We start from the raw sequence: 24,400 nt of genomic DNA, 5'->3' as shown, positions 1-24,400 counted from the left end.
TCCGGATGCGCATCCTCGTCATCGAAGACAACAGCGATATCGCCGCCAACCTCGGCGACTATCTGGAAGAGCGTGGTCACACCGTCGACTTCGCGGCCGACGGTGTGACCGGGCTGCACTTGGCGGTCGTGCACGAGTTCGACGCGATCGTGCTCGACCTCAACCTGCCGGGAATGGACGGGCTGGAGGTCTGTCGCAAGCTGCGCAACGAGGCGCGCAAGCAGACGCCGGTGCTGATGCTGACCGCGCGCGATTCGCTGGACAACAAGTTGGCCGGCTTCGATTCCGGTGCTGACGACTATCTGATCAAGCCGTTTGCGCTGCAGGAAGTGGAAGTGCGCCTCAACGCGCTGTCCCGTCGTGGCAAAGGTGTGCAGACGCGCGTGCTGGAAGTGGGCGAACTGGAGTACAACCTGGATACGCTGGAAGTCCGCCGCCAGGGCAAGCTGTTGCAACTCAATCCCACCGCGCTGAAGATCCTGCAGGCGCTGATGGAGGCCTCGCCCGCGGTGGTGACGCGCCAGGAACTGGAGACCCGCGTCTGGGGCGAGGAACTGCCCGATTCGGATTCCCTGCGCGTGCACATCCACGGTCTGCGTGCCGTGGTGGACAAACCGTTCGACTCGCCGTACATCCAGACCCGCCATGGCATCGGATACCGCATCGCCGCACCCGATGCCAGCAGCTGAATCGTCGAAACCCCGCCGCCACCGCCGCTTCCGGCGGCGGCTGCGCACCCGCATCATCTTGTCGTTCGTCCTGCTGGGGTCCCTGCTGTCCGCGTTCATCGCGGCGGCCACGTTCTATATCCAGAACCGCGTAGAAAATCGGGTCATCTCCGATACACTGGTCAAGAACAACAACATCTATGCCGATGGCTTCTATCGCGACCCGAATGCCGTCGGGGTTGCGTTCGAAAAGATTCAAGGTCGGATGTTCAGCGCCGACAAGCTCGACCGCGTTCCCGATGAGTGGAGGGACCTGGCCAACGGAGTCCACGAGCTCAAGCTGAAAGAAGGGGAAGAGGAACGGGTTTACAAGCTGGCGGTCCGCAAGGACCCGCAGTACTGGTTCTTCCTCGCCTACGACATTGCAGAAGAGCGTGAGAGCCAGAACCGTTTGAAGACCGCGCTCGTGGTGCTGGTGATGATCCTCAGCGGCCTGTCATTGTTTGTCGGATGGTGGTCCGCATCCAAAGTCATGAGCCCGGTGTCCGAACTGGCGACCAGGCTGCGCGCTTATCGCGGCAGCAGCAATCCGCGCCCGCTGGCGCCCCATTTCCCGCAGGACGAGGTGGGTGAGCTCGCCAAGGCGCTCGACGACTACTCCGAGCGCCTCACCGAAGTCGTCCAGCGCGACCGCGAGTTCAACGCCGACGTCAGCCATGAGCTGCGCACGCCGCTGGCCATCATCCGAGGCTCGGTGGAACTGATGCTGTCGCGGCCGGACATGGACGAGAAGACGCGCACCCGCATCCAGCGCATCCAGCGTGCCGAACAGCAGTGCACCGACCTGATCAGCGCGCTGCTGCTGCTGTCGCGCAACGAGCGCGGTCACGGCAACACCGACGTGGCGCGCGTGGTAGACCAGTTGCTGGACGCCCATCGCGCCACGCTGGGCGGCAAGCCGCTCACGCTGCGTGTGGAGGGCGAGGAAGGCGCACGCGTCGATTCTCCCGAAGCTGCGCTGTCCGTCGCATTGGGCAACCTGATCGGCAATGCGGTGAAGTACACCAAGGAGGGCGAGGTCGTCGTCCGCCTGCTGCCGGATGCGGTGGAAGTCGTCGACTCCGGGCCTGGCCTCAGCAAGGAGGACGCCGCGCGCCTGTTCGAGCGCGGCTATCGCGGCACGCATGCCGGCCACTCGCAGGGCGGTGGCATTGGACTGTCTATCGTCAGCCGGCTGTGTGCGCTGTACGGCTGGGAGGTCGGTGTACGGCCGGGCGAATCGAAAGGCGTTGTGGCGACGCTTCGTTTCTCGCCGACGCGCGAGGCGTCGGCAGCCAATCCGGCGCGTGCCTGAAGCGCCCACGGCGACGCGGTTACAGCGTGATCCAGAAGCAGTTGTAGGCGCGTCGCAGTCCGAACGTGGTGTTCGAGGGCGTGGTGCCGTTCTTCAGCGTCTGCACGATGCGCAGGCCCACGGGTCGTGAGCGCTGCGCGGTGGCGGGATAGTAGCCATCCTGGTTCGGATCGACGATGGCACCTTCGGCATCGAGGATCGGCGCGGGGGCGGGGCGCACCGGCACGATGTCCACGAGTGGGCGCTGCACGACCGCATCCAACTGGTCGAGGATCCGCAAGGCGGAGGCATCGGACACGCCGCTCCAGTGGTAGACGCCCGCCAGCCGGTTGACGTCGCCCGCCGTGATCGCCATCGACACCTGCGCCACCAGATCACTCAGCGTGCGGGAACAGCCACCGCGATAGAGCGCGCCCGTCGCCGAGGGCCCGGTGGTACCGGCTGGCAGCCGATCCATTGCGCCGATGTCTTCGCAGTTCTTGTCGGTGTAGACGGTGTCGCCGTCCATCGTCGTACAGCGCTGTACGCCCTGCTGCTGCGCCTCGGCGGGTGCTGCAGGGAATCCGGCCCACAGGCACAGGCTGGCGAGAAGGAGAAGCGGGAGGCGCATGCCTGCAGCGTAATCCGGGCATGGCATCCGGTCACCGAGCGCATGCCCGGAGGGCGACGGCCGTTCACCTGCGGGTGGGGCGCATGGCGCGCCCCGGCGTTCAGGCCGCCCAGCCCAGACGGGACAGGACGGTCTGGGTCGGCTTGGCGAGGTTCAGGGTGTAGAAGTGCAGCGACGGCGCGCCACCGGCGATCAGCCGCTCGCAGAGGCTGGCCACCACGTCGGCGCCGAAGTCGCGGATCGCATCGGCATCGTCGCCCAGTGCCTGCATGCGCTTGCCGATCCAGCGCGGGATCTCCGCGCCGCAGGCCTCGGAGAAGCGGCGTAGCTGGGTGAAGTTGGAGATCGGCATGATGCCCGGGATGATCGGGATGTCTACGCCCAGCCTGCGCACCGCGTCGACGAAGTGGAAATACGCATCCGGGTTGTAGAAATACTGGGTGATCGCGCCGTTGGCGCCGGCTTCGACCTTGGCCTTGAAGTGGCGCAGGTCGGTGAGGGCATCCTCGGCCTGCGGGTGCGTTTCGGGGTAGGCGCCGACTTCGATGTGGAAGGTGTCGCCATGTTCGGCACGGATGAACTCGATCAGCTCCGACGCATAGCGCAGGTCTCCCGGGTGGCCCATGCCGGAAGGCAGGTCGCCGCGCAGCGCGACGATGCGCTTGCACCCAAGCGCCCGGTACAGCCGCAGCAGTTCGCGGATTTCCTCGCGGCTCCCGCCCACGCAGGACAGGTGCGGCGCGGCATCGAATCCATGGTGCTGGTTGAGATGGCGCACCGTCTCGGACGTGTAGCTCAACGTGGAACCGCCGGCGCCAAACGTACACGACACATATTCGGGCGCGTGCGCCTTCAGCTTGTGCGCAGTGCGGTCGAGCTGCGCGCGCTGCTCATCGGTCTTGGGCGGATAGAACTCGAACGAAACCGGGATCGGCATGGAGAGGCCCCGAGGGGCAGGCGCATACCCGCGCCTGCCGTGGATCGAGAGGGCAGCGCGGACGCTGCCCCGTGCACTGCGTCGATCAGTAGCGGTAGTGGTCCGGCTTGTACGGGCCTTCGACCGCCACGCCCAGGTAGTCGGCCTGGTCCTGGGTGAGCGTGGTCAGCTTCACGCCGATCTTCTCCAGGTGCAGGCGCGCGACCTCCTCGTCCAGGTGCTTCGGCAGGCGGTAGACGGTCTTCTCGTACACGTCCTTGTTCGCCCACAGGTCGATCTGCGCCAGCGTCTGGTTGGCGAAGGAGTTCGACATGACGAAGCTCGGGTGGCCGGTGGCGCAGCCCAGATTCACCAGGCGGCCTTCGGCCAGCAGGAAGATCGCGTTGCCGTTCGGGAAAACGAACTTGTCGACCTGCGGCTTGATGTTGATGCGCTTGGCGTCCGAAGCGTATAGCGCGTCCACCTGGATCTCGTTGTCGAAGTGGCCGATGTTGCAGACGATGGCCTGGTCCTTCATCGCCCGCATGTGCTCGAGGGTGATGATGTCCTTGTTGCCGGTCGTGGTGACGTAGATGTCGGCCTGGCCCAGGCTGGCCTCGACGGTGTTCACCTCGAAGCCTTCCATCGCCGCCTGCAGGGCGCAGATCGGGTCGATCTCGGTGACGATGACCCGGGCGCCGTACGCGCGCAGCGAATGCGCCGAGCCCTTGCCCACGTCGCCGTAGCCGCAGACCACGGCCACCTTGCCGGCCAGCATCACGTCCATCGCGCGCTTCAGGCCGTCGGCCAGCGACTCGCGGCAGCCGTACAGGTTGTCGAACTTGGACTTGGTGACCGAGTCGTTGACGTTGATCGCCGGCACCAGCAGCTTGCCCTGTTCGGCGATCTGGTAGAGGCGGTGCACGCCGGTGGTGGTCTCTTCGGACACGCCCTTCCAGTCCTTGACCACGCGGGTCCAGTAGCCGGGGCGTTCCTTGGCGACGCGCTTCAGCAGGTCCTTGATCACCTGCTCTTCGTGGTTGCCCGAGGCGGTATTGACCCAGTCGCTGCCGTTCTCGAGCTCATAGCCCTTGTGGATCAGCAGGGTGACGTCGCCGCCGTCGTCCACCACCAGCTCGGGGCCGGTCAGGGGGCCGTCGACCAGGGTGAAGGTCAGGGCGTCCAGCGTGCAGTCCCAATACTCTTCCAGCGTCTCGCCCTTCCAGGCGAACACCGGCGTGCCGCTGGCGGCGATCGCGGCGGCGGCGTGGTCCTGCGTGGAGAAGATGTTGCACGACGCCCAGCGCACGTCGGCGCCGATGTCCTTCAGCGTCTCGATCAGCACGGCGGTCTGGATGGTCATGTGCAGCGAGCCGGTCACGCGCACGCCCTTCAGCGGCTTGGTGGCGGCGTGCTTGCGGCGGATGGACATCAGGCCGGGCATCTCGTGCTCGGCGATGTCGAGTTCCTTGCGGCCCCAATCGGCCAGGGAAATGTCGGCGACCTTGTAGTCGCCCTCGGTGGAAAACTTGCGTACGGCGTTCATCGTGTTGGCTCCGGGAAGGTGGCGAGCAGGGCTCGCATGCTTGACCGGGCGCCGTTGCGGTTTCCTGCCGAGCCTGGCCGTGCTTGCCTGTCGAACAGACATCACGGTCGCAGCGCCCCTCGGCGGACACATTATATCGCTTGTTCCGGATGAAACGATGACGCACGGCCTGGCCTGATCGGGTAGGCTTCGGATGCTGCCCTGCAGCAGACCACTTGTCCTCAGGGACAATACCAATCCTGGCCCAAGACGACCCACGCCGCACATGAACAGCCCCCGCAGCCTCGAATTCGCTCCGCCCGACGTCCCGCTGCGCGAGGACGTGCGCCGCCTGGGGACACTGGTGGGGGAAATGCTGGCCGAACAGGTCTCGCCGGAGTTCCTGGCCCATGTCGAACGGGTACGCACCACCGCGATCGCGCGCCGCCAGTCGGGCGAGCCGCCGCAGTCGCTGGCCGGCTTGCTGGACGGGCAGTCGCCCGCGCAGGCGGAGTCGCTGATCCGCGCCTTCAGCACCTACTTCCAGGTGGTGAACATCGCCGAACGCGTCCATCGCATCCGTCGCCGGCGGGATTACCAGCGGGCCGGCAGCGCGCGGCCGCAGCCGGATGGGCTGCACGACGCGCTGGCCCGCCTCAAGGCGCAGGGCGTCTCCCTTGAGGAATTGGCCGGCTGGCTGCCGCGCATCGACGTAGAGCCGGTCTTCACCGCGCACCCAACCGAGGCGGTGCGCCGTGCGCTGCTGGAGAAGGAGCAGCTGATGGTGGCCAGCCTGATCAACGGACTGGACGGCACGCGCACGCCCGGCGAACTGGCCACCGACACCGCCCGCTTCCGCATGGCCCTGACCTCGGCCTGGCAGACGGCCGACTCCTCGCCGGTGCGCCCGGGCGTGGAAGACGAGCGCGAGCATGTCGGGTTCTACCTGATCGAAGTGCTGTACCGGGTCATCCCGGTGCTGTACGAAACGCTGGAAAGCGCCATCACCGAGGTCTACGGCGCCGTGCCCGAGGTCACCGCGCGGCTGCCGCGCGTGTTGCGCTTCGGCACCTGGGTCGGCGGCGACATGGACGGCAATCCGAATGTCGATGCACGCACCGTCACGGCCACACTGGACGCGCAGCGACGCGCCATCCTCACGCGCTACCTGAAGGAGCTGCGTCAGCTCACCACGCTGCTCAGCCAGTCGAGCTCGATCATCGGCGTCTCGAGCGAGGTGTCGGCGCGGGTGGAGCAGTACCGCGCGCTGCTGCCCGATGCGGCGAAGAAGTCGCGTCCGCGCCACGGCGACATGCCCTATCGCCTGCTCAACGACCTCATGCGCGCGCGCCTGCATGCCACGCTGGAAGACCGGCCCGAGGGCTACGCCTCGCCGGAGGAACTGGCGCACGACATCGAACTGATCCTGCGCAGCCTGGAAGCCAACCGCGGCATCCACGCAGGGTGGTTTGCGGTGCGCAGGCTGGCCTGGCGCGTGCGTACATTCGGCTTCCATCTCGCCCGGCTGGACGTGCGGCAGGAATCCAGCGTGCATGCGCGCGCGGTGGCCGCCGCACTGGGCGATGCCGACTGGGAGCAGCGCGGGGCGGTCGAGCGCGCGGCATTGCTGGGGCCGTATGCCAGCGGCGATGCGGTCCTGCCGGCGTCGGCCGAGGAAGGCAACGAACGGCTGGATGCGGTGTTCAAGGCCCTGGCCGATGCGCGCGCGCGGCACGGTACCGATGCGCTGGGCACCTACATCATCAGCATGGCGCACAGCCGCGCCGACGTGCTGACCGTGCTGGCGCTGGCGCGCCGGGGCGGCCTGATCGACGACGCGGGGCAGGTGCCGCTCGACATCGCGCCGCTGTTCGAGACCATCGACGACCTGGGACATGGCACCGACGTGCTGCGCGACCTGCTCGCCGATCCGGTCTATCGGACCCATCTGGCCGCACGCGGCAACGTGCAGATGGTGATGCTGGGGGATTCCGACAGCGGCAGGGACGGCGGCATCGCCGCCTCGCGCTGGGGCCTGCAGCGGGCACAGGTGGACCTGGTCGAGGCGGCCCAGGAACTGGGCATCAGGCTGACGTTCTTCCATGGGCGCGGCGGTTCGATCATCCGCGGTGGCGGCAAGACCACACGCGCGCTGGAAGCGGCGCCGCGCGGCAGCGTGGACGGGCGCCTGCGCGTGACCGAGCAGGGCGAGGTGATCCACCGCAAGTACGGCATCCGCGCGCTGGCGCTGCGTTCGCTGGAGCAGTCGGTCGGGGCGGTGCTGCTGTCCAGCCTGCGTCCGCGTCCACCGGAGCCGCGCGAGGCGCGCTGGCGCGAGATCATGGCGCTCGTGGCGGAGGAAAGTACGCAGGCCTACCGCGCGTTCGTGCAGTCGCCGCGCTTCATGGATTATTTCCGCAGCGCCACGCCGATCGACGTGATCGAGCGGATGACGCTGGGCTCGCGGCCCTCGCGCCGGCTGGGCCAGGATGCGGCACTGGGCAACCTGCGTGCGATCCCGTGGGTATTCGCCTGGAGCCAGGCGCGCGCGGTGATCCCCGGCTGGTACGGCGTGGGCACAGGCCTGCAGGCCGCGGTGGATGCCCATGGCGAAGACGCGCTGCGCGAGATGGCGCGCGACTGGCCGTTCTTCAAGACCTTCCTCGACGATGTTTCCATGGTGCTGGCCAAGGGCGACCTGAGCATCGCCGAGATGTATTCGAAGATGGCGGGCGAGCTGCACGGGGCGTTCTTCCCGAAGGTGCAGCAGGAGCATGCGGCCGCGGTGCGCTGGGTGCTGGCGCTCAATGGCAACGACTGGCTGCTGCAGCACGACCAGCGCCTCGCGCTGTCGATCCGGTTGCGCAATCCCTACATCGATCCGATCAGCGTGATGCAGGCGGACCTGCTGAAGCGCTGGCGCGACAGCGACCGCCAGGACGACGCGTTGCTGCATGCGCTGGTCGCCAGCATCAACGGCGTGTCGCAAGGCGTGCAGAACACCGGGTGAGGCGAGCCTGCTTTTGTAGGAGCGCCCTCGGGCGCGATGCCTTTCATTCCGATCATTCCCCGCGCAGGAGCATCGCGCCCGAGGGCGCTCCTACACGGGGTCGAGGATTTCAACCATCCAGTTCCGACCAGCGCTGGTAGGCGTGGTCCAGTTCCGCCTGCTTCGCGGCGAGCTCTTCGTTCGCGCGCTGCAGGTCGGCAGGCGACTGCTGGTAGTAGGCCGGGTCGTTCATCGCTTCGGTGCGCCTTGCGACCTCGGCTTCCAGCGCTTCGATGCGTGCCGGCAGCTGTTCCAGTTCGCGCGCTTCCTTGAAGCCCAGCTTGCGCTTGGCGGCGACGGGTTCGGGTTGCTTCGACAGCGCGGGCTTGGCGGGCGAAGAGGAGGGCGGCGCAGCGGGCGCGCGACGTTGCCGCAGCCAGTCCGTGGAGCCGCCCACATAGGCGCCCAGCCGTCCTTCGCCTTCCAGCACCAAGGTGCTGGTGACCACGTTGTCCAGGAAGTCGCGGTCGTGGCTGACCAGCAGCAGCGTGCCCTTGTAGTCCAGCAGCAGTTCTTCCAGCAGCTCCAGCGTCTCGACGTCCAGGTCGTTGGTCGGTTCGTCCATCACCAGCAGGTTCGAGGGCTGGGCGAACAGCTTGGCCAGCAGCAGGCGGTTGCGCCCGCCGCCGGACAAGCGGGTGATCGGCGCGCGGGCGCGCTCGGGCGAGAACAGGAAGTCCTGCAGGTAGCCGATGATGTGCTTGCGGCTGCCGTTGATCTCGACGAAATCGCTGCCTTCGGCAACGTTCTCCAGTGCGGTGCGCGACTCGTCCAGCTGGCTGCGGTGCTGGTCGAAGTAGGCGATCTGCAGGCCGGTGCCCAGCTTCACTTCGCCTTGCTGGGGTGCCAGCTCGCCCAGGAGGATCTTCAGCAGCGTGGACTTGCCGGCGCCGTTGGGGCCGACGATGCCGACCCGGTCGCCGCGCATGATCGTCGCCGACACGTCGTCCAGCAGCACGCGGCCGTCGTAGGCCTGGGTGATGTGGGTGGCCTCGATGACCTTCTTGCCCGAGGACTGCGCGGCGGCGGCCTCCATCCTGACGTTTCCGGACAGCTCGCGACGCTGCGCACGCTCGCGACGCATCGCCTTCAGCGCGGTGACGCGACCTTCGTTGCGGGTGCGTCGGGCCTTGATGCCCTGGCGGATCCAGACTTCTTCCTGCGCCAGCAGCTTGTCGAAGCGGGCGTTCTCCTGCGCTTCGGCATGCAGGCGCTCCTCGCGGCGGCGCAGGTAATTGTCGTAGTCGCCGGGCCAGCTGGTTAGCTGGCCGCGGTCGATCTCGAGGATGCGCGTGGCCAGCGAGCGCAGGAAGCTGCGGTCGTGGGTGACGAAGACGATGCTGCCGGAAAACGACTTCAGGAAACCTTCCAGCCAGGCGATCGCTTCGATGTCGAGATGGTTGGTGGGCTCGTCCAGCAGCAGGATGTCGGGGTTCCGGACCAGCGCCTGCGCCAGCAGCACGCGCCGCTTCATGCCGCCGGACAGCGCGGCGAAATCGGTCTCTTCCGGCAGTTCGAGCCGCTCGAGCACCTGCTGTACGCGGCGGTCCAGGTCCCAGCCGTGCTGGGCTTCGATCTGCGCCTGCGCTTCGCCCATCGCGTCCATGTCGCCGTCGTGCACGGCATGGTGGTAGCGCGCGAGCAGCTGGCCCAGGTCGCCCAGGCCTTCGGCGACCACATCGAACACCGTGCCCTGCGTGTCCTGAGGCACCTCCTGCGCCATGCGCGCGACGACCACGCCGTTCTGCACGCGGATCTCGCCGTCGTCGGGCCTGAGTTCGCCGGCCATCAGCCGCATCAGCGTGGACTTGCCCATGCCGTTGCGGCCGACGATGCAGACGCGTTCGCCGGGTTCGATGGACAGGTCGACGTGTTCGAGGAGAAGCGGACCGCCGACACTGAAGTCGACCCGCTGGAATTGCATCAGGGACATGCGCGTATTGTAGCCGGCGCGCCCTGCCGGCGGCCGCTGATCAGGCGTTTTCGATGGCCCGGCTGCCCAGTTCGGCATGCCGCCGTTCCATCTCCTCGCGCAGCTGGCGGCGCAGGCGCGCGGCGGCGCAGCGGCGGATCTCGTCGGGCGTGGACGGTTGCAGCGGCGGGACCGGGGTGGTCCGGCCGTCCTCGTCCACCGCCACCATGGTGAAGAAGCAGCTGTTGGCGTGGCGCACGCTCTGCTTGCGGATGTCCTCGGCCACCACCTTGATGCCGATCTCCATCGACGACGTGCCGGTGTAGTTGACGGACGCCAGGAAGGTCACCAGTTCGCCAACGTTGATGGCCTGGCGGAACATCACCTGGTCCACCGACAGGGTGACGACGTACTTGCCGGCATAGCGGCTGCCGCAGGCGTAGGCCACCTGGTCGAGCAGCTTGAGGATCGCGCCGCCGTGGACCTTGCCGGAGAAGTTGGCCATGTCCGGCGTCATCAGCACCGTCATGGTGAGCTGGTGGCTCTTCAGCGATTCCATGGCATGCCTCCGCAAGGTGAGGCGCGCAGGCTAACCGATCCCGGTGCGGCGCGCGCAGTGCCGCTTTCCAAAAGAAAACGGGCCGCTGGTGCGGCCCGTTCCCGTCGTCGCGGAGTTCGCGGCGATTACTTCAGCTTGGCGTCCTTGCGCAGCGCCTCGGCGCGGTCGGTCTTCTCCCAGGAGAAGGCGGTCGCGGTGTGCTTCTTGCCGGCGCCGTCCACGTAGCTGATGTCCTTCGGCTTGCGGCCGAAGTGGCCGTAGCTGGCGGTCGGCTGGTAGATCGGGTGCTCCAGGTCCAGCATCCGGGTGATGCCGTACGGGCGCAGGTCGAAGTGCTTGCGGATCAGCTTCTCGATCACGTCGTCGCCCACCTTGCCGGTGCCGAACGTGGTCACCGAGATCGAGGTCGGTTCGGCCACGCCGATCGCGTAGGAGACCTGCACTTCGCACTTGTCGGCCAGGCCGGCGGCCACGATGTTCTTGGCCACGTAGCGCGCGGCGTAGGCGGCCGAACGGTCCACCTTCGACGGATCCTTGCCCGAGAACGCGCCGCCGCCATGGCGGGCCATGCCGCCGTAGCTGTCGACGATGATCTTGCGGCCGGTCAGGCCGCAGTCGCCCACCGGGCCGCCGATGACGAACTTGCCGGTCGGGTTGATGTGCACCTTGTTCTTCGGCAGCGCGTCCAGCCACTTCTTCGGCAGCACGGGCACCAGGATCTCGGCACGCACGGCTTCGATCAGGTCCTTCTGCTTGATGTCCGGATCGTGCTGGGTCGACAGCACCACGGCGTCGAGGCCGAGGATGCTGTTGCCATCGTAGCGCAGGGTGACCTGCGACTTGGCGTCCGGGCGCAGCCACTTCAGCTTGCCCTTCTTGCGCACCTTGGCCTGCTGTTCCACCAGGCGGTGGCTGTAGTACAGCGGGGCGGGCATGAATTCCGGCGCCTCGTTGCAGGCGTAGCCGAACATCAGGCCCTGGTCGCCCGCGCCCTGTTCTTCCGGCTTCTTGCGGTCCACGCCCTGGTTGATGTCGGGCGACTGCTTGCCGAGCATGTTGATGATGGCGCAGGTGTGGCCGTCGAAGCCGACGTCCGAATTGTCGTAGCCGATGTCGTTGATGACCTTGCGCGCCAGCGCCTCGATGTCGACCCACGCGGTGGTGGTGACTTCGCCGGCCACGATGGCCGCGCCCGTCTTCACCAGCGTCTCGCAGGCCACGCGCGCGCGCTTGTCCTGGGCCAGGATCGCGTCCAGCACGGCATCGGAAATCTGGTCGGCGATCTTGTCCGGATGGCCTTCGGAGACCGATTCGGAGGTGAACAGGTAGCTGGACATCAGGCTTATATCCTTTGATTCGGATGAAAAGATGGGCGCGCATGATACACGCCGGCGGCAGCGCGTGCATTCTGCCCCGTTCAGGGTTGCCCGGGGTTAAGCGGGAATCAAGCGCCCTGCTGTCACCGGACTGCCAGAAAACGGAAACCGTGCTGTCGCCGGCCAGGCGCAGGCTGCGCGGCGAAACCCCGCCGCCAGCCCCTGCCATGCACCCGCTGGAACGCCAGATCGCAGAACGTTACCCCCACTGGTTCCGTGGCCACCGCGCGCGGCTGACCGGTCCGCTGCTGCGTACCCTGGGCCGCTGGTCCCGACTGGACCAGGCCTACGCTTTCCTGGCCGACCACGGCCACCTGCAGGGCCTGGACTTCATCGACGCGGCCATCGACCACCTCAACCTGCGGCCGGCCGTCGATGAGGATGACGCACGCCGGATCCCGGCGCAGGGACGGTTGCTGATCGTGGCCAATCATCCGTCCGGCGCGCTGGATGCACTGGCGCTGCTGCAGATGGTGGGCCGCGTGCGCCGCGACGTCCGCATCGTCGCCAACGACATGCTGGCCGGCATCGCGCCGATCGCCCCGCTGTTGCTGCCCGTGCGCATCCTGGGCGGCAAGCCGAGCGCGGACAGCGTGCGGGCGGTCGAGCAGGCGCTGGAAGCCGAGCAGTGCGTGATCGTGTTCCCCGCCGGCGAAGTGTCGCGTCTGGGGCCACGCGGCGTGCGCGATACGCGCTGGCGCCGCGGCTTCCTGCGCTTCGCCCGGGCCACCGGCGCGCCGGTGCTGCCGGTGCGCGTGGTGGCGCGCAACTCGGCGTTCTTCTATGGGGCGTCCGCGCTGTTCAAGCCGGCGGGCACGGCACTGCTGGCGCGCGAGATGTTCCGCCGCAGCCAGCGTCGCCTGCAGCTGCACGTGGGCCAGCCGCTGCGGCTGGATCCGGCCATCGCTCCCGCCACGCTGATCCGCCAGGTGCGCGAGGCGCTGTACGCACTCGGTCGCCGTGAGCCCAGGCGCGTCGAGCCGCCGGCCGACGTGCAGGAGCCGCTGGTCGATGCGCTGACGCCGGACGCGCTCGCGGCCTGCATCGATGCGCTGGATGTGCTGGGGGAGACCACCGACGGCAAGCGGATCTGCGTGGGGCGGCTGGCCGGCGGTTCGCCGCTGCTGCGCGAAATCGGCCGCCTGCGCGAGCTGACCTTCCGCGCGGGGGGCGAGGGAACGGGCAAGCGCATGGACGTGGACGCGTTCGACACCTGGTACGAACACATCGTGCTGTGGGATGCGGCGCAGAAGAAGATCGCCGGTGCCTACCGGCTGGCGCGCGGCGCCCCGGTGCTCGCGGCGCAGGGCCTGAAAGGCCTCTATACCGCTTCGCTGTTCGACTACGCGGACGACGCGCTGCCGCGCCTGGCCGCAGGCATGGAGCTGGGCCGCAGTTTCGTGGTGCCCGACTACTGGGGCAGCCGCAGCATCGACTACCTGTGGCAAGGCATCGGCGCCTACCTGCGCCGGCATCCGCGGGTTCGCTATCTGTTCGGTGCGGTGTCGATGAGCGCGGCGCTGCCGCTGCACGCGCGCGAACAGATCGTGGCGTACTACGCCCACTACTACGGCGATCCGAACGGCGAGGCGCGCTCTCGCCATCCGTTCCGCTACACCGCCACACCTCCGTGCTTCGATGCGCTCGAGGCCGATACCGCCTTCCGCGTGCTGAAGACCAACCTGGACACGCTGGGCGCCACCGTGCCCATGCTCTACAAGCAGTACACCGAGCTCTGCGAGCCGGGCGGGGCGCGCTTCCTCGCGTTCGGCGTGGACCCGGATTTCAGCGATTCCATCGATGGGCTGATCGAAGTGGACCTGCACCGCATCCGGCCGAAGAAGCGCGAACGCTACCTGGGCGAGGCATGGCGCCCGACGGAGGCGGTGGCATGAGTCCGCCGGCCGTGCCACGCTCGATGCGGCGCGCGGTCTTCGTTTCCGACGTCCATCTGGGTTCCAAGCACTGCCATGCGGCTGAGTTCGCCGATTTCCTCGCCGGGCTGCAGTGCCGGCGGCTGTACCTGGTCGGCGACATCGTCGACCTATGGTGGATGGCACAGCGCCGGGCGTCGTGGGATGCTGCCCACAACCGGGTGGTGGAGGCGCTGCACGCGCTGGCACGCAACGGCACGGAACTCATTTACGTACCGGGCAACCACGACAGGCCGATCCGTCGCTTCTGCGGCCTGATGCTGCCCGCCATGCAGGTGCGCCGCCGTGCGATCCACACCACGCTGGACGGGCGTCGGCTGCTGGTCACCCACGGCGACGACTACGACGGCGTCACCCACTTCGGCGGCCTGCAGGAAAAGTTCGGCGACTGGCTCTACTACCGCATCCTCACCGGCAACCGGCTGACCAACCGGCTGCGTCGCCGCCTGGGCCTGCGCTACTGGTCGCTGGCGGAATACCTGAAGCGCCAGAGCGATGCGGCCGAGCGCTACATCGCGCGTTTCGTCCATGCGGGCCTGGAGGATGCGCGGCGGCGCGGCCTGGATGGCATCGTCTGCGGGCACATCCATCGCGCCGCGCTGCTCCAGCACGAGGGCCTGCTGTATGCGAACGACGGCGACTGGGTGGAAAGCCTGACCGCGCTGAGCGAAGAGGCGGACGGGACGCTGTGCCTGCTGTCCCACACCGGCCAGATCCTGGCCGACGTCGCGCCGCGGCTGCGCCTGGTTCCGCAGGACGTGCCGTGCGCGGCGTGAGGACGGCCGGCGGCTGCTAGGATCGCCGCATGGATTCCCTCAGCCAGATCGTCCTCGGCGGCGCCGTCGCCGCCGCCATCGCCCCCGCCGCCCATCGTCGTGCCGCGCTGCTCGCGGGCGCGGCCCTCGGTACGCTGCCTGACCTGGACAGCCTCCCCATCGCGCTGTTCTCCGACAATCCGGTCACCCTGATGACCGTGCACCGCAGCTTCAGCCATTCGCTGTTCGTGCTGCCGCTGGTGGGCTGGCTGGTGTGGTGGCTGTTCAAGCGGTTCGGCCAGGGGCGTGTCGCGTCCGCGCCAGCGCGCTGGTTCTGGGCCATCCAGCTGGCACTGGTGACGCATCCCCTGCTGGATGCCTTTACCGTCTACGGCACGCAGCTGTGGTGGCCACTGTCTCCGCCACCGACGATGTGGTCCAGCGTGTTCATCATCGATCCCCTGTACACCGTCTGGCTGCTGGTCGCCTGCGTGGCCGCGTGGTTCCTGCGCGAACGCGCCGCCGCCCGGCGTGCACTGACGGTGGGCCTGGTGCTCAGCAGCGCCTACCTGGGCTGGTCGTTAGTGGCCAAGGCGATGGTGGACCGCGAAGCCGAACGCACGCTGGCCTCGATGGGCCTGGGCGATGCGCCGTACTTCTCGGTGCCCATGCCGTTCAACACGCTGCTGTGGCGTGTAGTGGCAATGACGCCGTCGGGCTATGTGGAAGCCGAACGTTCGGTGCTGGTCGATGAGGGCCCGCTGAGGTTCCGAGGCTACCCGTCGAACGTGCAAGCGCTGCGCGAAGCGGCGGACGTGCCTGCGGTGCAACGGTTGTCGTGGTTCAACCATGGCTTCATGCGCGCGCAGGTCCGGCAGGGTCGCCTGGTCCTGTCCGACCTGCGCATGGGCGTGGAGCCGGACTACAACTTCCGTTTCCAGGTGGCGGAATGGCGCGACGGACGCTGGCAGGCCATGGCGCCCGTGCAGGAGCCATGGTCCATCCCGGTCAGGGGTGGCGACGGTCTGGGCCGTCTGTTGGCGGCCATGTGGCATCGCACGTGGCATCCCTCACCGATTCCTGTGCGCGCCAGGCTTGACGACGCGCACGCGCCTCCAGCGCCGCAGGCGGGCGGGGATCATGCGCAATAGGCCGGTCGGTCAATAGACCGTTGCGCGCGCCTGCACGAAGGCATAGAAGAACACCGCGTCCGGATCGTTCTGCACGTCGTGCATCTCGCGGCGCATGCCATCGACCACGTCCTGGGTGACCCGGCCCGCCTCGACCATCGAGTCCGCGGCGGACAGCAGCAGTTCCTCCCAGAACGCGATCATGTCCTTCCGCCTTGCCGGCTCGCGGTTGTCGAAGTGCACGGTCTTGATTTCCGTGACCACGTCGCGGTAACCGCCGGCCAGCAGCAGGTTGCCCAGCTTGGCGCCGATGAACGGGTCGCCGCCACTGTCGTACTGGAAGTCGTTGAACGCCATCCAGTAGCGCCAGGTGTTGGGTGAGTACGGATGCAGCAGGAACGAGGAATTCATCACCTCGGTGACGTAGATCGGCGAACCCGGCGCCAGCACGCGCCGTACTTCGCTGAGCACGCGCGCCGGGTTGGGTACGTGCTCCAGGATCCAGCAAAGAAACGCCGCATCGAAGTCGCGTGCGCCGAAGGGCAGGCGGCTGGCGTCGGCCTGCTGCAGGGTGTAGCGGTCGCGGCACCAGGGCATCTTCGCCAGGTTGTCCCGCGCGGCGTCCAGCTGCACCTGGTTGAGGTCCACGCAGGTGGCGTGCAGGTCGGGAAAACGGCGCAGCAGGATCTCGGTCTGCGCGCCCACGCCGCTGCCCACTTCCAGCAGGCGGCGCACCCCGGTGTAGTCGACATGGTTGAACAGCGTGCTTTCCAGCAGGCGGGCCTGCTTGATCAGGCGGGCCTGCTCCACCGGCGAGAAGCCATGCAGGTAGGGAGAACTGGATTCGGTCACGAAAGCCTCCGTCAGAGAATCAGGCCGCCGTCGGCAGCGCATCGCCGGCGATCAGGGCATCGAAGTAGTCGCGCGTGCGCCGCAGCTGTTCCCCGGCAGTCTCCGCGCGATTCACCACGGCGCGGAAGGCGGCCTGTTCCGGCCGGTCCTTCGCGTACCAGCCCAGGTGCTTGCGGGCGATGCGCACGCCCTGCGGTTCGCCGTAGAAGGCGTGCAATGCCTGCAGGTGGCCCAGCAGGATGTCCCGCACTTCATGTAGCGTCGGTGGGGGAAGGTGGTCGCCGGGGGAGAGGAAGTGCGCGATCTCGCGGAAGATCCACGGACGCCCCTGCGCGGCGCGGCCGACCATCACCGCGTCGGCGCCGGTCTTCGCCAGCACCTGCGCGGCCTTGGCCGGCGAATCGATGTCGCCATTGGCGACCACGGGAATACGCAGCGCGGCCTTGATCGCGGCGATGGTCTCGTACTCGGCCACGCCGGTGTAGTGCTGGTCGCGCGTGCGGCCGTGCACGGCCAGCGAGGCGATGCCGCTCTCCTGCGCGATGCGCGCGATGATCGGCCCGTTGCGGTGGTCGCAGTCCCAGCCCGTGCGGATCTTCAGCGTGACCGGCACGTCCACGGCTTTCACTACGGCCTCCAGGATGCGGCCCCCCAGCGCCTCGTCGCGCATCAGCGCCGAGCCTGCCCAGGCGTTGCAGACCTTCTTGGCCGGGCAACCCATGTTGATGTCGATGATCTGCGCGCCGTGGTCGGCGTTGTAGCGCGCGGCATGGGCCAGTTGTTGCGGCTCGGTGCCGGCGATCTGGACGCTGACGGGGCTGGGTTCGCCGTCATGGTCCATCCGGCGCAGCGCCTTGTTCGTGCTCCCGAAGCGCGGGTCGCTGATGGTCATTTCCGACACCGCCAGGCCCGCCCCCAGCCGTTTGCACAGCAGCCGGAACGGCTTGTCGGTGACGCCGGCCATGGGGGCCAGCATCACCGGCGGGTCGATGCGGTAAGGGCCGATCTGCATGGCGGCATTGTACCGCCGGCCCCGGAGGGTCAGCGCCTGCGGCGTCGCGCGCGCCAGAACAGGAAGCCGGTCGCCAGAAGGAAGGCGGGCAACAATCCTGCAGCGGCGACGGCCCATTGCCAGGCGCGTCCGCCCACGAAGCCGCCATGCAGCGGATACATCGTCTCGCTGATGCGGGCGCCGGTACCCTGCGCGGTCGCGTCGTGCACCTGCACCGCGCGTGCGCGGTAAGGGTCCAGCCAGATCACGCTGCGGCCGTTGGGGTGCCACTCGCCGGGCGCGCGGAAACGGATCGACACCAGGGCGTTGTCGCCCTCCGGCATGCTGACGCGGCGGAGTTCGCTGCCCCGCGGAGCCGCGTCTGCCGCGGCCAGCAGCACGGCCGGCCAATCGATGGCGATGGTCCTCCGTTCGATCGGCAAGGGCGGTACGACCTCGGGGCCATCGGCGAAGGTCCAGCGGAGCGCGCTCCGGAACGGCTGGCTGTACACCATCGCCACGCCGGTGGAGGTCACCACCAGCAACAAGGGCAGCAGGAGAACCCCCAGGCTGCGATGCCAGCTGAGCCAGCGCCGGGCGGGAGGCGCCGCATGCCAGCGCAGGCTCGCCGCCAACGCGGCCAGGCGCGGCCACCACAGGTAAAGTCCGGACAACAGCAGGAACAGTGAGACGATGCCGGATGCGCCCAGCACCTGTTCGCCCGCCTCGCCGGCGAGCAGGTGCGTATGCAGGTCGCGCATCCACATCACCGCGTCGTTGCCCGTATTCCGCACCAGCAGAAGCTCGCCATTGGCGGGATCGAAGTAGTGGCGTTCACCCTTGGCGGCGAACGCCTGCCAGGCAGGCAGCCGCGGCGAGGGCAGATCGACGGAACGGATGCCGCTGTCCTCCGCCCCTGCCACGATCCGCGCCAACGCGTGACCCTGAAGCGCGAGCGGCGGGAGCCGTTCGCGCTCCAGTTCGGGGTGCGCAGCCAGCAGCAGCTCGGGTTGGAACGCCAGCACCGTGCCGGTCAACGACACCACGGCGAACACCAGGCCCACGGACAGTCCCAGCCACAGGTGCAACCACTTCAGCACGGGGCGGAAGCGCCATGCGGAGGAGGTGGACATGGCCTGGCGGCGGAGCATGCGGTGCGTTGGCGAGGCGCGTCAGAAGCGGTGGGACCAGCCCACCGTGAGCACGCGCCCGCGTCCGGCGGTGTAGGTGTCGTTGCGTGGCGTGCTCTGCGAGTAGTAGGTGACGTACTGCTCCGAGAAGAGGTTCTCCACGCCCACGCTCAGCGTGCCGACGGGCAGCTTGACGCGGGTGAGCAGATCCACCGTGGTGTAACCGTCGAAGTCGGCCACCGGGGTGCCGCGCAGGTCGAATTCGCGATCCAGCGCCTTGCTCGCCTGCAGGCGCACGTCCACCGAGGGCGTGAACGACGCCTCCCAGAACGCGGTGACCCGGTCCGGACTGATATTGATGCCGGGCAGATCGCTGTCGACGCGGCCATCGGCATTGCTGTCGTAGCGCCCTTCGCTGCGCGCGTAGGCCAGGCCCGCGCGCATGCCGTCGCTGAAGCGGTACGACAGGCTGCCATCGAAGCCCTTGATCTCGGTCCGCTCACGGACCACGGCATAGGTCTGTGTCGCGGTATCGAAGGCCAGGCGCGAGCCCAGGTCCGAGTCGGAGCGGTACAGGGCCAGATGCACCAGCCAGCGGCCGTCGTCGTAATCCAGGCCGATCTCCTGGTTGTCGGCGATGACCGGCTGCAGGTCGACCAGGTTGTCCACCCGCTGGCCGACCGCGGTGATGCCGCGCAGCACGCGACCGATGTCGGCCACGGTGTAGCCTTCGGCGTAGGACGCGTACAGCTTGAGCGCGTCGGTGGCTTCCCACACCATGCCCAGGTTCGGCAGGGTCTCGGTGGTTTTGGTGGTGCCGCCGGTGACCAGGTAGCGCGTGCCCTTCACACCGGCCGGCACGGTGCGCTGGTCGGGGATGGTCAGGTAGTCGTCCACCTGCAGTTCGCCGCGCTCATGCCGAAGGCCGCCCGTCAGCAGCCAGGCGTCGGCGAACCGCCATTCCGCCTGCACGAAGGGCGAAACCGATTCGTAGGTCGTTTCCGGCACCCAGTCGATCTGCGCGTAGACCAGCTCCTGGTAGGTGCTGTCGCGGGCCAGGTCGAGCCCGAACGTGGCCCGCAGGTCCATTCCGAACAGGTCGCCGCGCGACCAGCTGAACTTGCCGCCGAGTTTCTCCGACGCATTCTGCGACTGGTCGTACCAGTCCGGGTCGCGCCCGTCGCCCCAGAAGTCGCCCCAGTAGCTGCCGCCGTAGAGGGCCTTGAAATCCACCCAGTACAGCTGCGTCTGCAGGAAGCCGCCGGCCAGGTCATGATCGGTGTAATCCAGCACCACCGATGTCGAGCGGTTGCGGGCGCCTTCGCCTTCGCTGCCGCCCGGCGCGGACGTGGCCAGCTGGCCGGTGGCGATGTTGCCCGGCACGGTGCGGTAGTCGTTGTTGCCCTGCAGTTCGTAGTGGTTGGCGCTGACCTGCAGCCGGCGCTGGTCGTCGAGGTTCCAGCCGACCTTGGCGAAGAGGTTGTGGCTGCGCGCGTCCATCAGGTCGCCCTGGACGTCGTTGACGGCGATCGCCCGGCCATCGCCGTCGTAATAGAGTCCTTCGCTGGCCAGGGATGCGCCGCCGACGAAGTCCACGTCGCCGCGTCGCGTGCCGAAAACGTAGGACGCCTTGTAGCCCGCGCTGTCGTCTTCGCGGGGGACCGCCACGCTTGCGCTGACGCTGACATCGTGGAACGTCTCGCCGTCCTTGCGGGGCGCGCGCTTGGTGATGATGTTGATGATGCCGCCGGAGGCGCCCAGGCCCTGCAACGCATTGGCGCCGTGGATCACTTCGATCCGCTCGATCATCGCCGGGTCGATGGTGTGGCCGTCGCGTCCGCCTTCGCGCAATGGCGTCGACTGCGGTACGCCGTCGACCAGATACAGCGGCTTGCGGCCGCGCAGGTTCTCACCGGCGTTGGTCAGCTTCTGGCGGGAAGGCGTGAAGGCGGGAATCAGGTTGGCCAGGACCTGGGACAGGTCCTGTGTCAGCGCCAGCTGCTGATCCAGCTGCTGGCGATCGATGATGGTGATGGTGTTCGGCAGGGCCGCGGCCGAATCCGGAATGCGGCTGGTACTGGCCGAGACCGTCACGCGGTCGAGCTGGACGGCATCGTTGGACTGCGCAATCGCAGCCGGGCTCAGAATGGATGAGAGGGCGAGCGAAAGCAGGCTCAGGCGGAGCGGAGAGGTCATGGAGAAGGATCGGGCGTGTCGGACCCGATCATTCTAAATGAGAATGGTTATCAGTAGCTAGAGGTGTCCGCTGGCATGTGCCTGCGGGTCCTCGACCGGAAGCCTTGTTCAGCCCGCCACGGTGTCGAAGCGCGCCCGCAGTTCGCTCAGCAGCGGCATGGCCAGCGCGGCTCCGGCCCGTTCGGTGGACAGCGCGGCGTAACGGTTGGCGAAGCGCACATGGTCGGCGAATGACGCCTGCGAAGCTTCCGCCAGCGATGCGGCCAGCGCACCGTTGAAGGCGTCGCCCGCGCCCGTCGTATCGACGACCGTCGCCGCTTCGGCAGCCATGCGGTAGTGCGGCCGCGCATCGCCGCGCAACGCCTCCTCGGGGTGGGAGACGTACACGCCGGTGGCGCCCAGCGTCACCACCACCGTGCCGTGCGGGAACAGCTGCCGGCAGTGCTGGTGCAGGGTGACGCCATCGAGGGTGGCGACATCGTCGGCGGTGATGCGTTCGCCCAGATGGCGGGCGAGCAGGGCGGCGAACTCGGTTTCGTTGGGCGTGATGACGTCGGCATGCGCCAGCAGTTCGGTGGTCGTCGCGGCGTTCGCCGGCGCGGGGTTCAGCAGGGTGGTGGCGCCCTTCTGCCGTGCGGCCTGCAGCGCGGCCAGCACCGCGTCGGCAGGCGATTCCAGCTGGACCAGCACCACGCCGGCTGTCGTCAGCACGTCCGTCTGGCTGGCGACGAAATCGGCCGACAGCATCGCGTTGGCGCCGGCACCGATGACGATGGTGTTGCGCCCGTGCGCGTCCACGTAGATGCCGGCGGTGCCGGGGGGCTCGTCGCTCGCCTGCACGCGCAGGGCCAGGCCGTCGGCGGCCGCCAGATCGCGTGCCAGCCGGCCACCGGCGTCATCGCCCAGCGCGCACACGAACGTCGTGTCCGCGCCCGCCCGCACCGCCGCGATGGCCTGGTTGAAGCCCTTGCCGCCCGGGCCGTTCGCGTAGCGGCCGGCGATGGTCGCGCCGGCGACCGGCAGGGCGTCGCAGCGCCACACGTGGTCGACGTTGAAGGAGCCCACGACGACGACGTGGGACGGAGTGGGGGATGGCGTGTTCATGCGGGGATACCTGGAGTCCGGACCACGGCAATGCCGTGGTCACGGGAGGTAAACGTAAGCAGGAGGAAGGAAGCGGCCGGCGGCCGCTCCCTCCGGATCAGCCGAAGTGCGACAGCACCCCGGCGATGGTGGCCGTCATCAGCGTGGCGATGGTGCCGCCCAGCACGGCGCGCAGGCCGAAGCGCGCCAGGTCCGAGCGCCGTTCCGGCGCCAGACCGCCGATGCCGCCGATCTGGATGGCGATCGAGCTGAAGTTGGCGAAGCCGCACAGGGCGTATGTGGCGATCAGCCGGCCTTCGTCGGTCAGGGTCACGCCGGGCGTCTGCCCGTTCACGATGCCGGCCAGCTGCAGGTAGGCGACGAATTCGTTGATGACCACCTTCTGGCCGATCAGCGAGCCCACGGTGGTGGCGTCCTGCCACGGCACGCCGATGACCCAGGCGATCGGGGCCAGCAGTAGCCGAAGATCGTGGCCAGGTCGGTCGGCTTGCCGATGGCGGCCGCCAGGCCGGTGACGTCGCCGAACCAGGTCAGCGGCGCATTGATCAGCGCGATCAGGGCAATGAAGGCCAACAGCATCGCGCCGATGTTCAGCGCCAGCTTCAGGCCGTCGCCGGCGCCGGCCGCCGCGGCGTCGATGATGTTGCTGGAGGTTTTCTCCACTTCCATCTTCACCGTGCCGCGGGTCAGCGGCGTGCCGGTTTCCGGGATAAGCAGCTTCGCCACCACCAGCGTGGCGGGAGCGGCCATGATCGACGCGGCCAGCAGGTGCTTGGCATAGAAGGCCTGCTGCTCCGGATCGCCGCCGCCCAGCATGCCCACGTAGGCCGCCAGCACGCCGCCGGCGATATGGGCCATGCCGCCGATCATCATGGTGATCAGCTCGGACTCGGTCATCTTCGGAATGTACGGGCGCACCGTCAGCGGCGCTTCGGTCTGGCCGATGAATACGCTGGCGCAGACGCTGGTGGTCTCGGCGCCGGACACGCGCATCACCTTGGTGATGGCCAGCGCCATCATCCGCACGATGAACTGCATCACGCCCAGGTGGTACATCACGCCCATCAGTGCGGCGAAGAAGATGATGGTGGGCAGCACCTGGAAGGCGAAGATGAAGCCGAACTTCTCGGTGTCCATCAGGCTGCCGAAAATGAAGCCGGAGCCCGCCTTCACGAACTCCAGGATCTTCACGAAGCCGTGGCCCAGCCAGTCGAACACCTCGCGCCCGCCCGGTACCAGCAGCACCAGGGCGGCGAAGGCGATCTGCAGCGTGATGCCCGTGGCGACCAGCTTCCAGTCGATGGCCCGTCGGTTGTTGGAAAACAGCCAGACGATGCCGATCAGCACCGCCAGACCGAACAGGCCGAAGCCGATCCGCCCCAAGACTTCCAGCATGTATTCCCCCAGACCTTGCGTGTTGTTCTGACCCGGCAGTCTAGCAGCGCACCGGCTCCATCAGTCCGTTCAGCCAACCCCGCGCCAGGCAACCCAGAGGGCCAGGGCGAAGAACACCAGCGCGGCCAGGCTGCGGGCCAGCTTCAACGGCAGCCTGTCGGCGAAACGGTGGCCCAGCCAGACCACCGGCAGGTTGGCCAGCAGCATGCCGATCGTGGTGCCTGCGATCACCTGCCACAGCGGCTCGTACCGGGTCGCCAGCAGCACGGTCGCCACCTGGGTCTTGTCGCCGATCTCGGCCAGGAAGAACGCCACCGTGGTCGCCAGGAAGGCGCCATGGGCCGGCAGCTTCTCGTTCTCGTCCAGCGTGTCCGGCTTCAGCGTCCAAAGCGCCACCGCCAGGAAACTGGCCGCCACGACCCAGCGCAGCACCTCGGGCGACAGCCAATCGGTCAATTCCGCGCCCAGCCAGGCCGAGATCGCATGGTTGACCAGCGTGGCGGCGAGTATGCCCAGCGCGATCGGCCACGGTTTGCGGTAACGCGCGGCCAGCAGCAGGGCTAGCAGCTGGGTCTTGTCGCCGATCTCGGCCAGGGTGACTGTGCCGGTGGACACCAGCAGGGCTTGCAGGGACAACATCTACGACTCCGGGGCCAGGCATTCGCGTGTGGACGCGAAGGCAAACGACGCACTGCCCGGCCCGGGTTAGCGCGACGCCTGCCTTCGGTCTTGCCCGGCGAAGCGGATCGCTTCGTCCCGCGCACCATGGTCGGTCGACCAAGTGTGTTGACGCGCGGACCCCGTGTGGACGGGTGGGCTACTCCCCGGAGGAGGAAAGTGCGCGCATTGTAGGAGGTGTGCGGCGTGCGGGGCGGAGCCATTCTCATTTGGCCGCGTGCCGGGCGTCCGGACGGGCGCTACGATGGACACGGTCGTTACCGGAG

Annotated in this window: 18 protein-coding genes, 1 pseudogene and 2 riboswitches; of the genes and pseudogenes, 6 read left to right on the top strand and 13 right to left on the bottom strand. The window is 68.0% G+C overall.

Translation table 11 applies throughout. The features are described 5' to 3' along the window. Nucleotides 1–5: 5 nt before the first annotated feature. Nucleotides 6–689, top strand: coding sequence for a response regulator transcription factor (locus tag CSC76_RS05365; RefSeq protein WP_055936695.1), 684 nt, complete (start codon nucleotides 6–8; stop codon nucleotides 687–689). Then, nucleotides 676–2,022 (top strand): sensor histidine kinase, encoded by a 1,347-nt coding sequence (locus CSC76_RS05360; RefSeq protein ID WP_162109004.1) that lies wholly within the window; start codon nucleotides 676–678, stop codon nucleotides 2,020–2,022. The genes CSC76_RS05365 and CSC76_RS05360 overlap by 14 nt, the downstream gene beginning before the upstream one ends. Nucleotides 2,023–2,041: 19 nt before the next feature. Here the strand turns inward: CSC76_RS05360 and CSC76_RS05355 are convergent, their stop codons facing one another. The 3 genes from CSC76_RS05355 to ahcY form a co-directional block, all read right to left on the bottom strand. Continuing rightward, nucleotides 2,042–2,632 carry a hypothetical protein gene (locus CSC76_RS05355; RefSeq protein WP_162109003.1) on the bottom strand — a complete coding sequence of 197 codons (591 nt, stop codon included), beginning with the start codon at nucleotides 2,630–2,632 and terminating at the stop codon, nucleotides 2,042–2,044. 100 nt (nucleotides 2,633–2,732) lie between these two features. After that, the gene (gene metF / locus CSC76_RS05350; protein WP_162109002.1) at nucleotides 2,733–3,569 is read right to left on the bottom strand and encodes a methylenetetrahydrofolate reductase [NAD(P)H]; all 837 of its coding nucleotides are present in this window, start codon (nucleotides 3,567–3,569) and stop codon (nucleotides 2,733–2,735) included. Between the two features lie 85 nt (nucleotides 3,570–3,654). Then, on the bottom strand, nucleotides 3,655–5,094 hold the full coding sequence (gene ahcY / locus CSC76_RS05345) for an adenosylhomocysteinase (protein ID WP_162109001.1): 1,440 nt from the start codon (nucleotides 5,092–5,094) through the stop codon (nucleotides 3,655–3,657). A gap of 39 nt (nucleotides 5,095–5,133) precedes the next feature. Continuing rightward, nucleotides 5,134–5,221: riboswitch (S-adenosyl-L-homocysteine riboswitch) on the bottom strand. A gap of 138 nt (nucleotides 5,222–5,359) precedes the next feature. Between ahcY and ppc the strand changes: the two genes are divergently transcribed. Next, entirely contained in the window at nucleotides 5,360–8,083 is a 2,724-nt protein-coding gene (gene ppc / locus CSC76_RS05340) for a phosphoenolpyruvate carboxylase (RefSeq protein WP_162109000.1), read from the top strand. A 109-nt stretch (nucleotides 8,084–8,192) separates the two neighbouring features. Here the strand turns inward: ppc and CSC76_RS05335 are convergent, their stop codons facing one another. From CSC76_RS05335 to metK, 3 genes are all read right to left on the bottom strand, one after another. Further along, on the bottom strand, nucleotides 8,193–10,055 hold the full coding sequence (locus CSC76_RS05335; protein WP_162108999.1) for an ATP-binding cassette domain-containing protein: 1,863 nt from the start codon (nucleotides 10,053–10,055) through the stop codon (nucleotides 8,193–8,195). Nucleotides 10,056–10,095: 40 nt separating this feature from the next. After that, nucleotides 10,096–10,593, bottom strand: coding sequence for an acyl-CoA thioesterase (locus CSC76_RS05330; RefSeq protein ID WP_162108998.1), 498 nt, complete (start codon nucleotides 10,591–10,593; stop codon nucleotides 10,096–10,098). A 125-nt stretch (nucleotides 10,594–10,718) separates the two neighbouring features. Next, nucleotides 10,719–11,930, bottom strand: coding sequence for a methionine adenosyltransferase (gene metK, locus CSC76_RS05325; RefSeq protein WP_162108997.1), 1,212 nt, complete (start codon nucleotides 11,928–11,930; stop codon nucleotides 10,719–10,721). Nucleotides 11,931–12,136: 206 nt separating this feature from the next. Here metK and olsF point away from each other — a divergent pair, with 206 nt between their 5' ends. The 3 genes from olsF to CSC76_RS05310 are packed head-to-tail and all read left to right on the top strand — an operon-like array spanning nucleotide 12,137 to nucleotide 15,809. Continuing rightward, nucleotides 12,137–13,864, top strand: coding sequence for a bifunctional ornithine lipid synthase OlsF (gene olsF / locus CSC76_RS05320; RefSeq protein WP_202923490.1), 1,728 nt, complete (start codon nucleotides 12,137–12,139; stop codon nucleotides 13,862–13,864). Beyond that, nucleotides 13,861–14,679: a UDP-2,3-diacylglucosamine diphosphatase gene (locus tag CSC76_RS05315; protein ID WP_162108996.1), complete on the top strand. Its 819-nt coding sequence runs from the start codon at nucleotides 13,861–13,863 to the stop codon at nucleotides 14,677–14,679. The genes olsF and CSC76_RS05315 overlap by 4 nt, the downstream gene beginning before the upstream one ends. Nucleotides 14,680–14,708: 29 nt before the next feature. Then, complete coding sequence (locus CSC76_RS05310; RefSeq protein WP_162108995.1) at nucleotides 14,709–15,809, top strand: metal-dependent hydrolase; 1,101 nt, start codon at nucleotides 14,709–14,711, stop codon at nucleotides 15,807–15,809. Nucleotides 15,810–15,818: 9 nt separating this feature from the next. Here the strand turns inward: CSC76_RS05310 and CSC76_RS05305 are convergent, their stop codons facing one another. The 7 genes and pseudogenes from CSC76_RS05305 to CSC76_RS05275 form a co-directional block, all read right to left on the bottom strand. Beyond that, the gene (locus tag CSC76_RS05305) at nucleotides 15,819–16,640 is read right to left on the bottom strand and encodes a class I SAM-dependent methyltransferase (RefSeq protein WP_238394881.1); all 822 of its coding nucleotides are present in this window, start codon (nucleotides 16,638–16,640) and stop codon (nucleotides 15,819–15,821) included. 19 nt (nucleotides 16,641–16,659) lie between these two features. Then, entirely contained in the window at nucleotides 16,660–17,652 is a 993-nt protein-coding gene (gene dusB / locus CSC76_RS05300) for a tRNA dihydrouridine synthase DusB (RefSeq protein WP_162108993.1), read from the bottom strand. Between the two features lie 29 nt (nucleotides 17,653–17,681). Beyond that, nucleotides 17,682–18,764 carry a PepSY-associated TM helix domain-containing protein gene (locus tag CSC76_RS05295; protein ID WP_238394880.1) on the bottom strand — a complete coding sequence of 361 codons (1,083 nt, stop codon included), beginning with the start codon at nucleotides 18,762–18,764 and terminating at the stop codon, nucleotides 17,682–17,684. A 39-nt stretch (nucleotides 18,765–18,803) separates the two neighbouring features. Further along, the gene (locus CSC76_RS05290; protein ID WP_162108991.1) at nucleotides 18,804–20,957 is read right to left on the bottom strand and encodes a TonB-dependent receptor; all 2,154 of its coding nucleotides are present in this window, start codon (nucleotides 20,955–20,957) and stop codon (nucleotides 18,804–18,806) included. Nucleotides 20,958–21,065: 108 nt separating this feature from the next. After that, a complete protein-coding gene (locus CSC76_RS05285; protein ID WP_162108990.1) occupies nucleotides 21,066–22,061 on the bottom strand; it encodes a ribokinase in 996 nt (331 codons plus the stop codon). Nucleotides 22,062–22,158: 97 nt separating this feature from the next. Next, nucleotides 22,159–23,456, bottom strand: a pseudogene (locus tag CSC76_RS05280) (NupC/NupG family nucleoside CNT transporter). A gap of 69 nt (nucleotides 23,457–23,525) precedes the next feature. Next, nucleotides 23,526–24,095 carry a TMEM165/GDT1 family protein gene (locus CSC76_RS05275; protein WP_222937217.1) on the bottom strand — a complete coding sequence of 190 codons (570 nt, stop codon included), beginning with the start codon at nucleotides 24,093–24,095 and terminating at the stop codon, nucleotides 23,526–23,528. A gap of 96 nt (nucleotides 24,096–24,191) precedes the next feature. Further along, nucleotides 24,192–24,287, bottom strand: a riboswitch (yybP-ykoY riboswitch). Between the last annotated feature and the right edge of the window lie 113 nt (nucleotides 24,288–24,400).

The organism is Pseudoxanthomonas mexicana (assembly GCF_010093385.1).
GTDB lineage: Bacteria > Pseudomonadota > Gammaproteobacteria > Xanthomonadales > Xanthomonadaceae > Pseudoxanthomonas_A > Pseudoxanthomonas_A mexicana.
The sequence above is the reverse complement of the archived record's forward strand: the minus strand, read 5'-3'. Positions and strand labels throughout refer to the sequence as shown.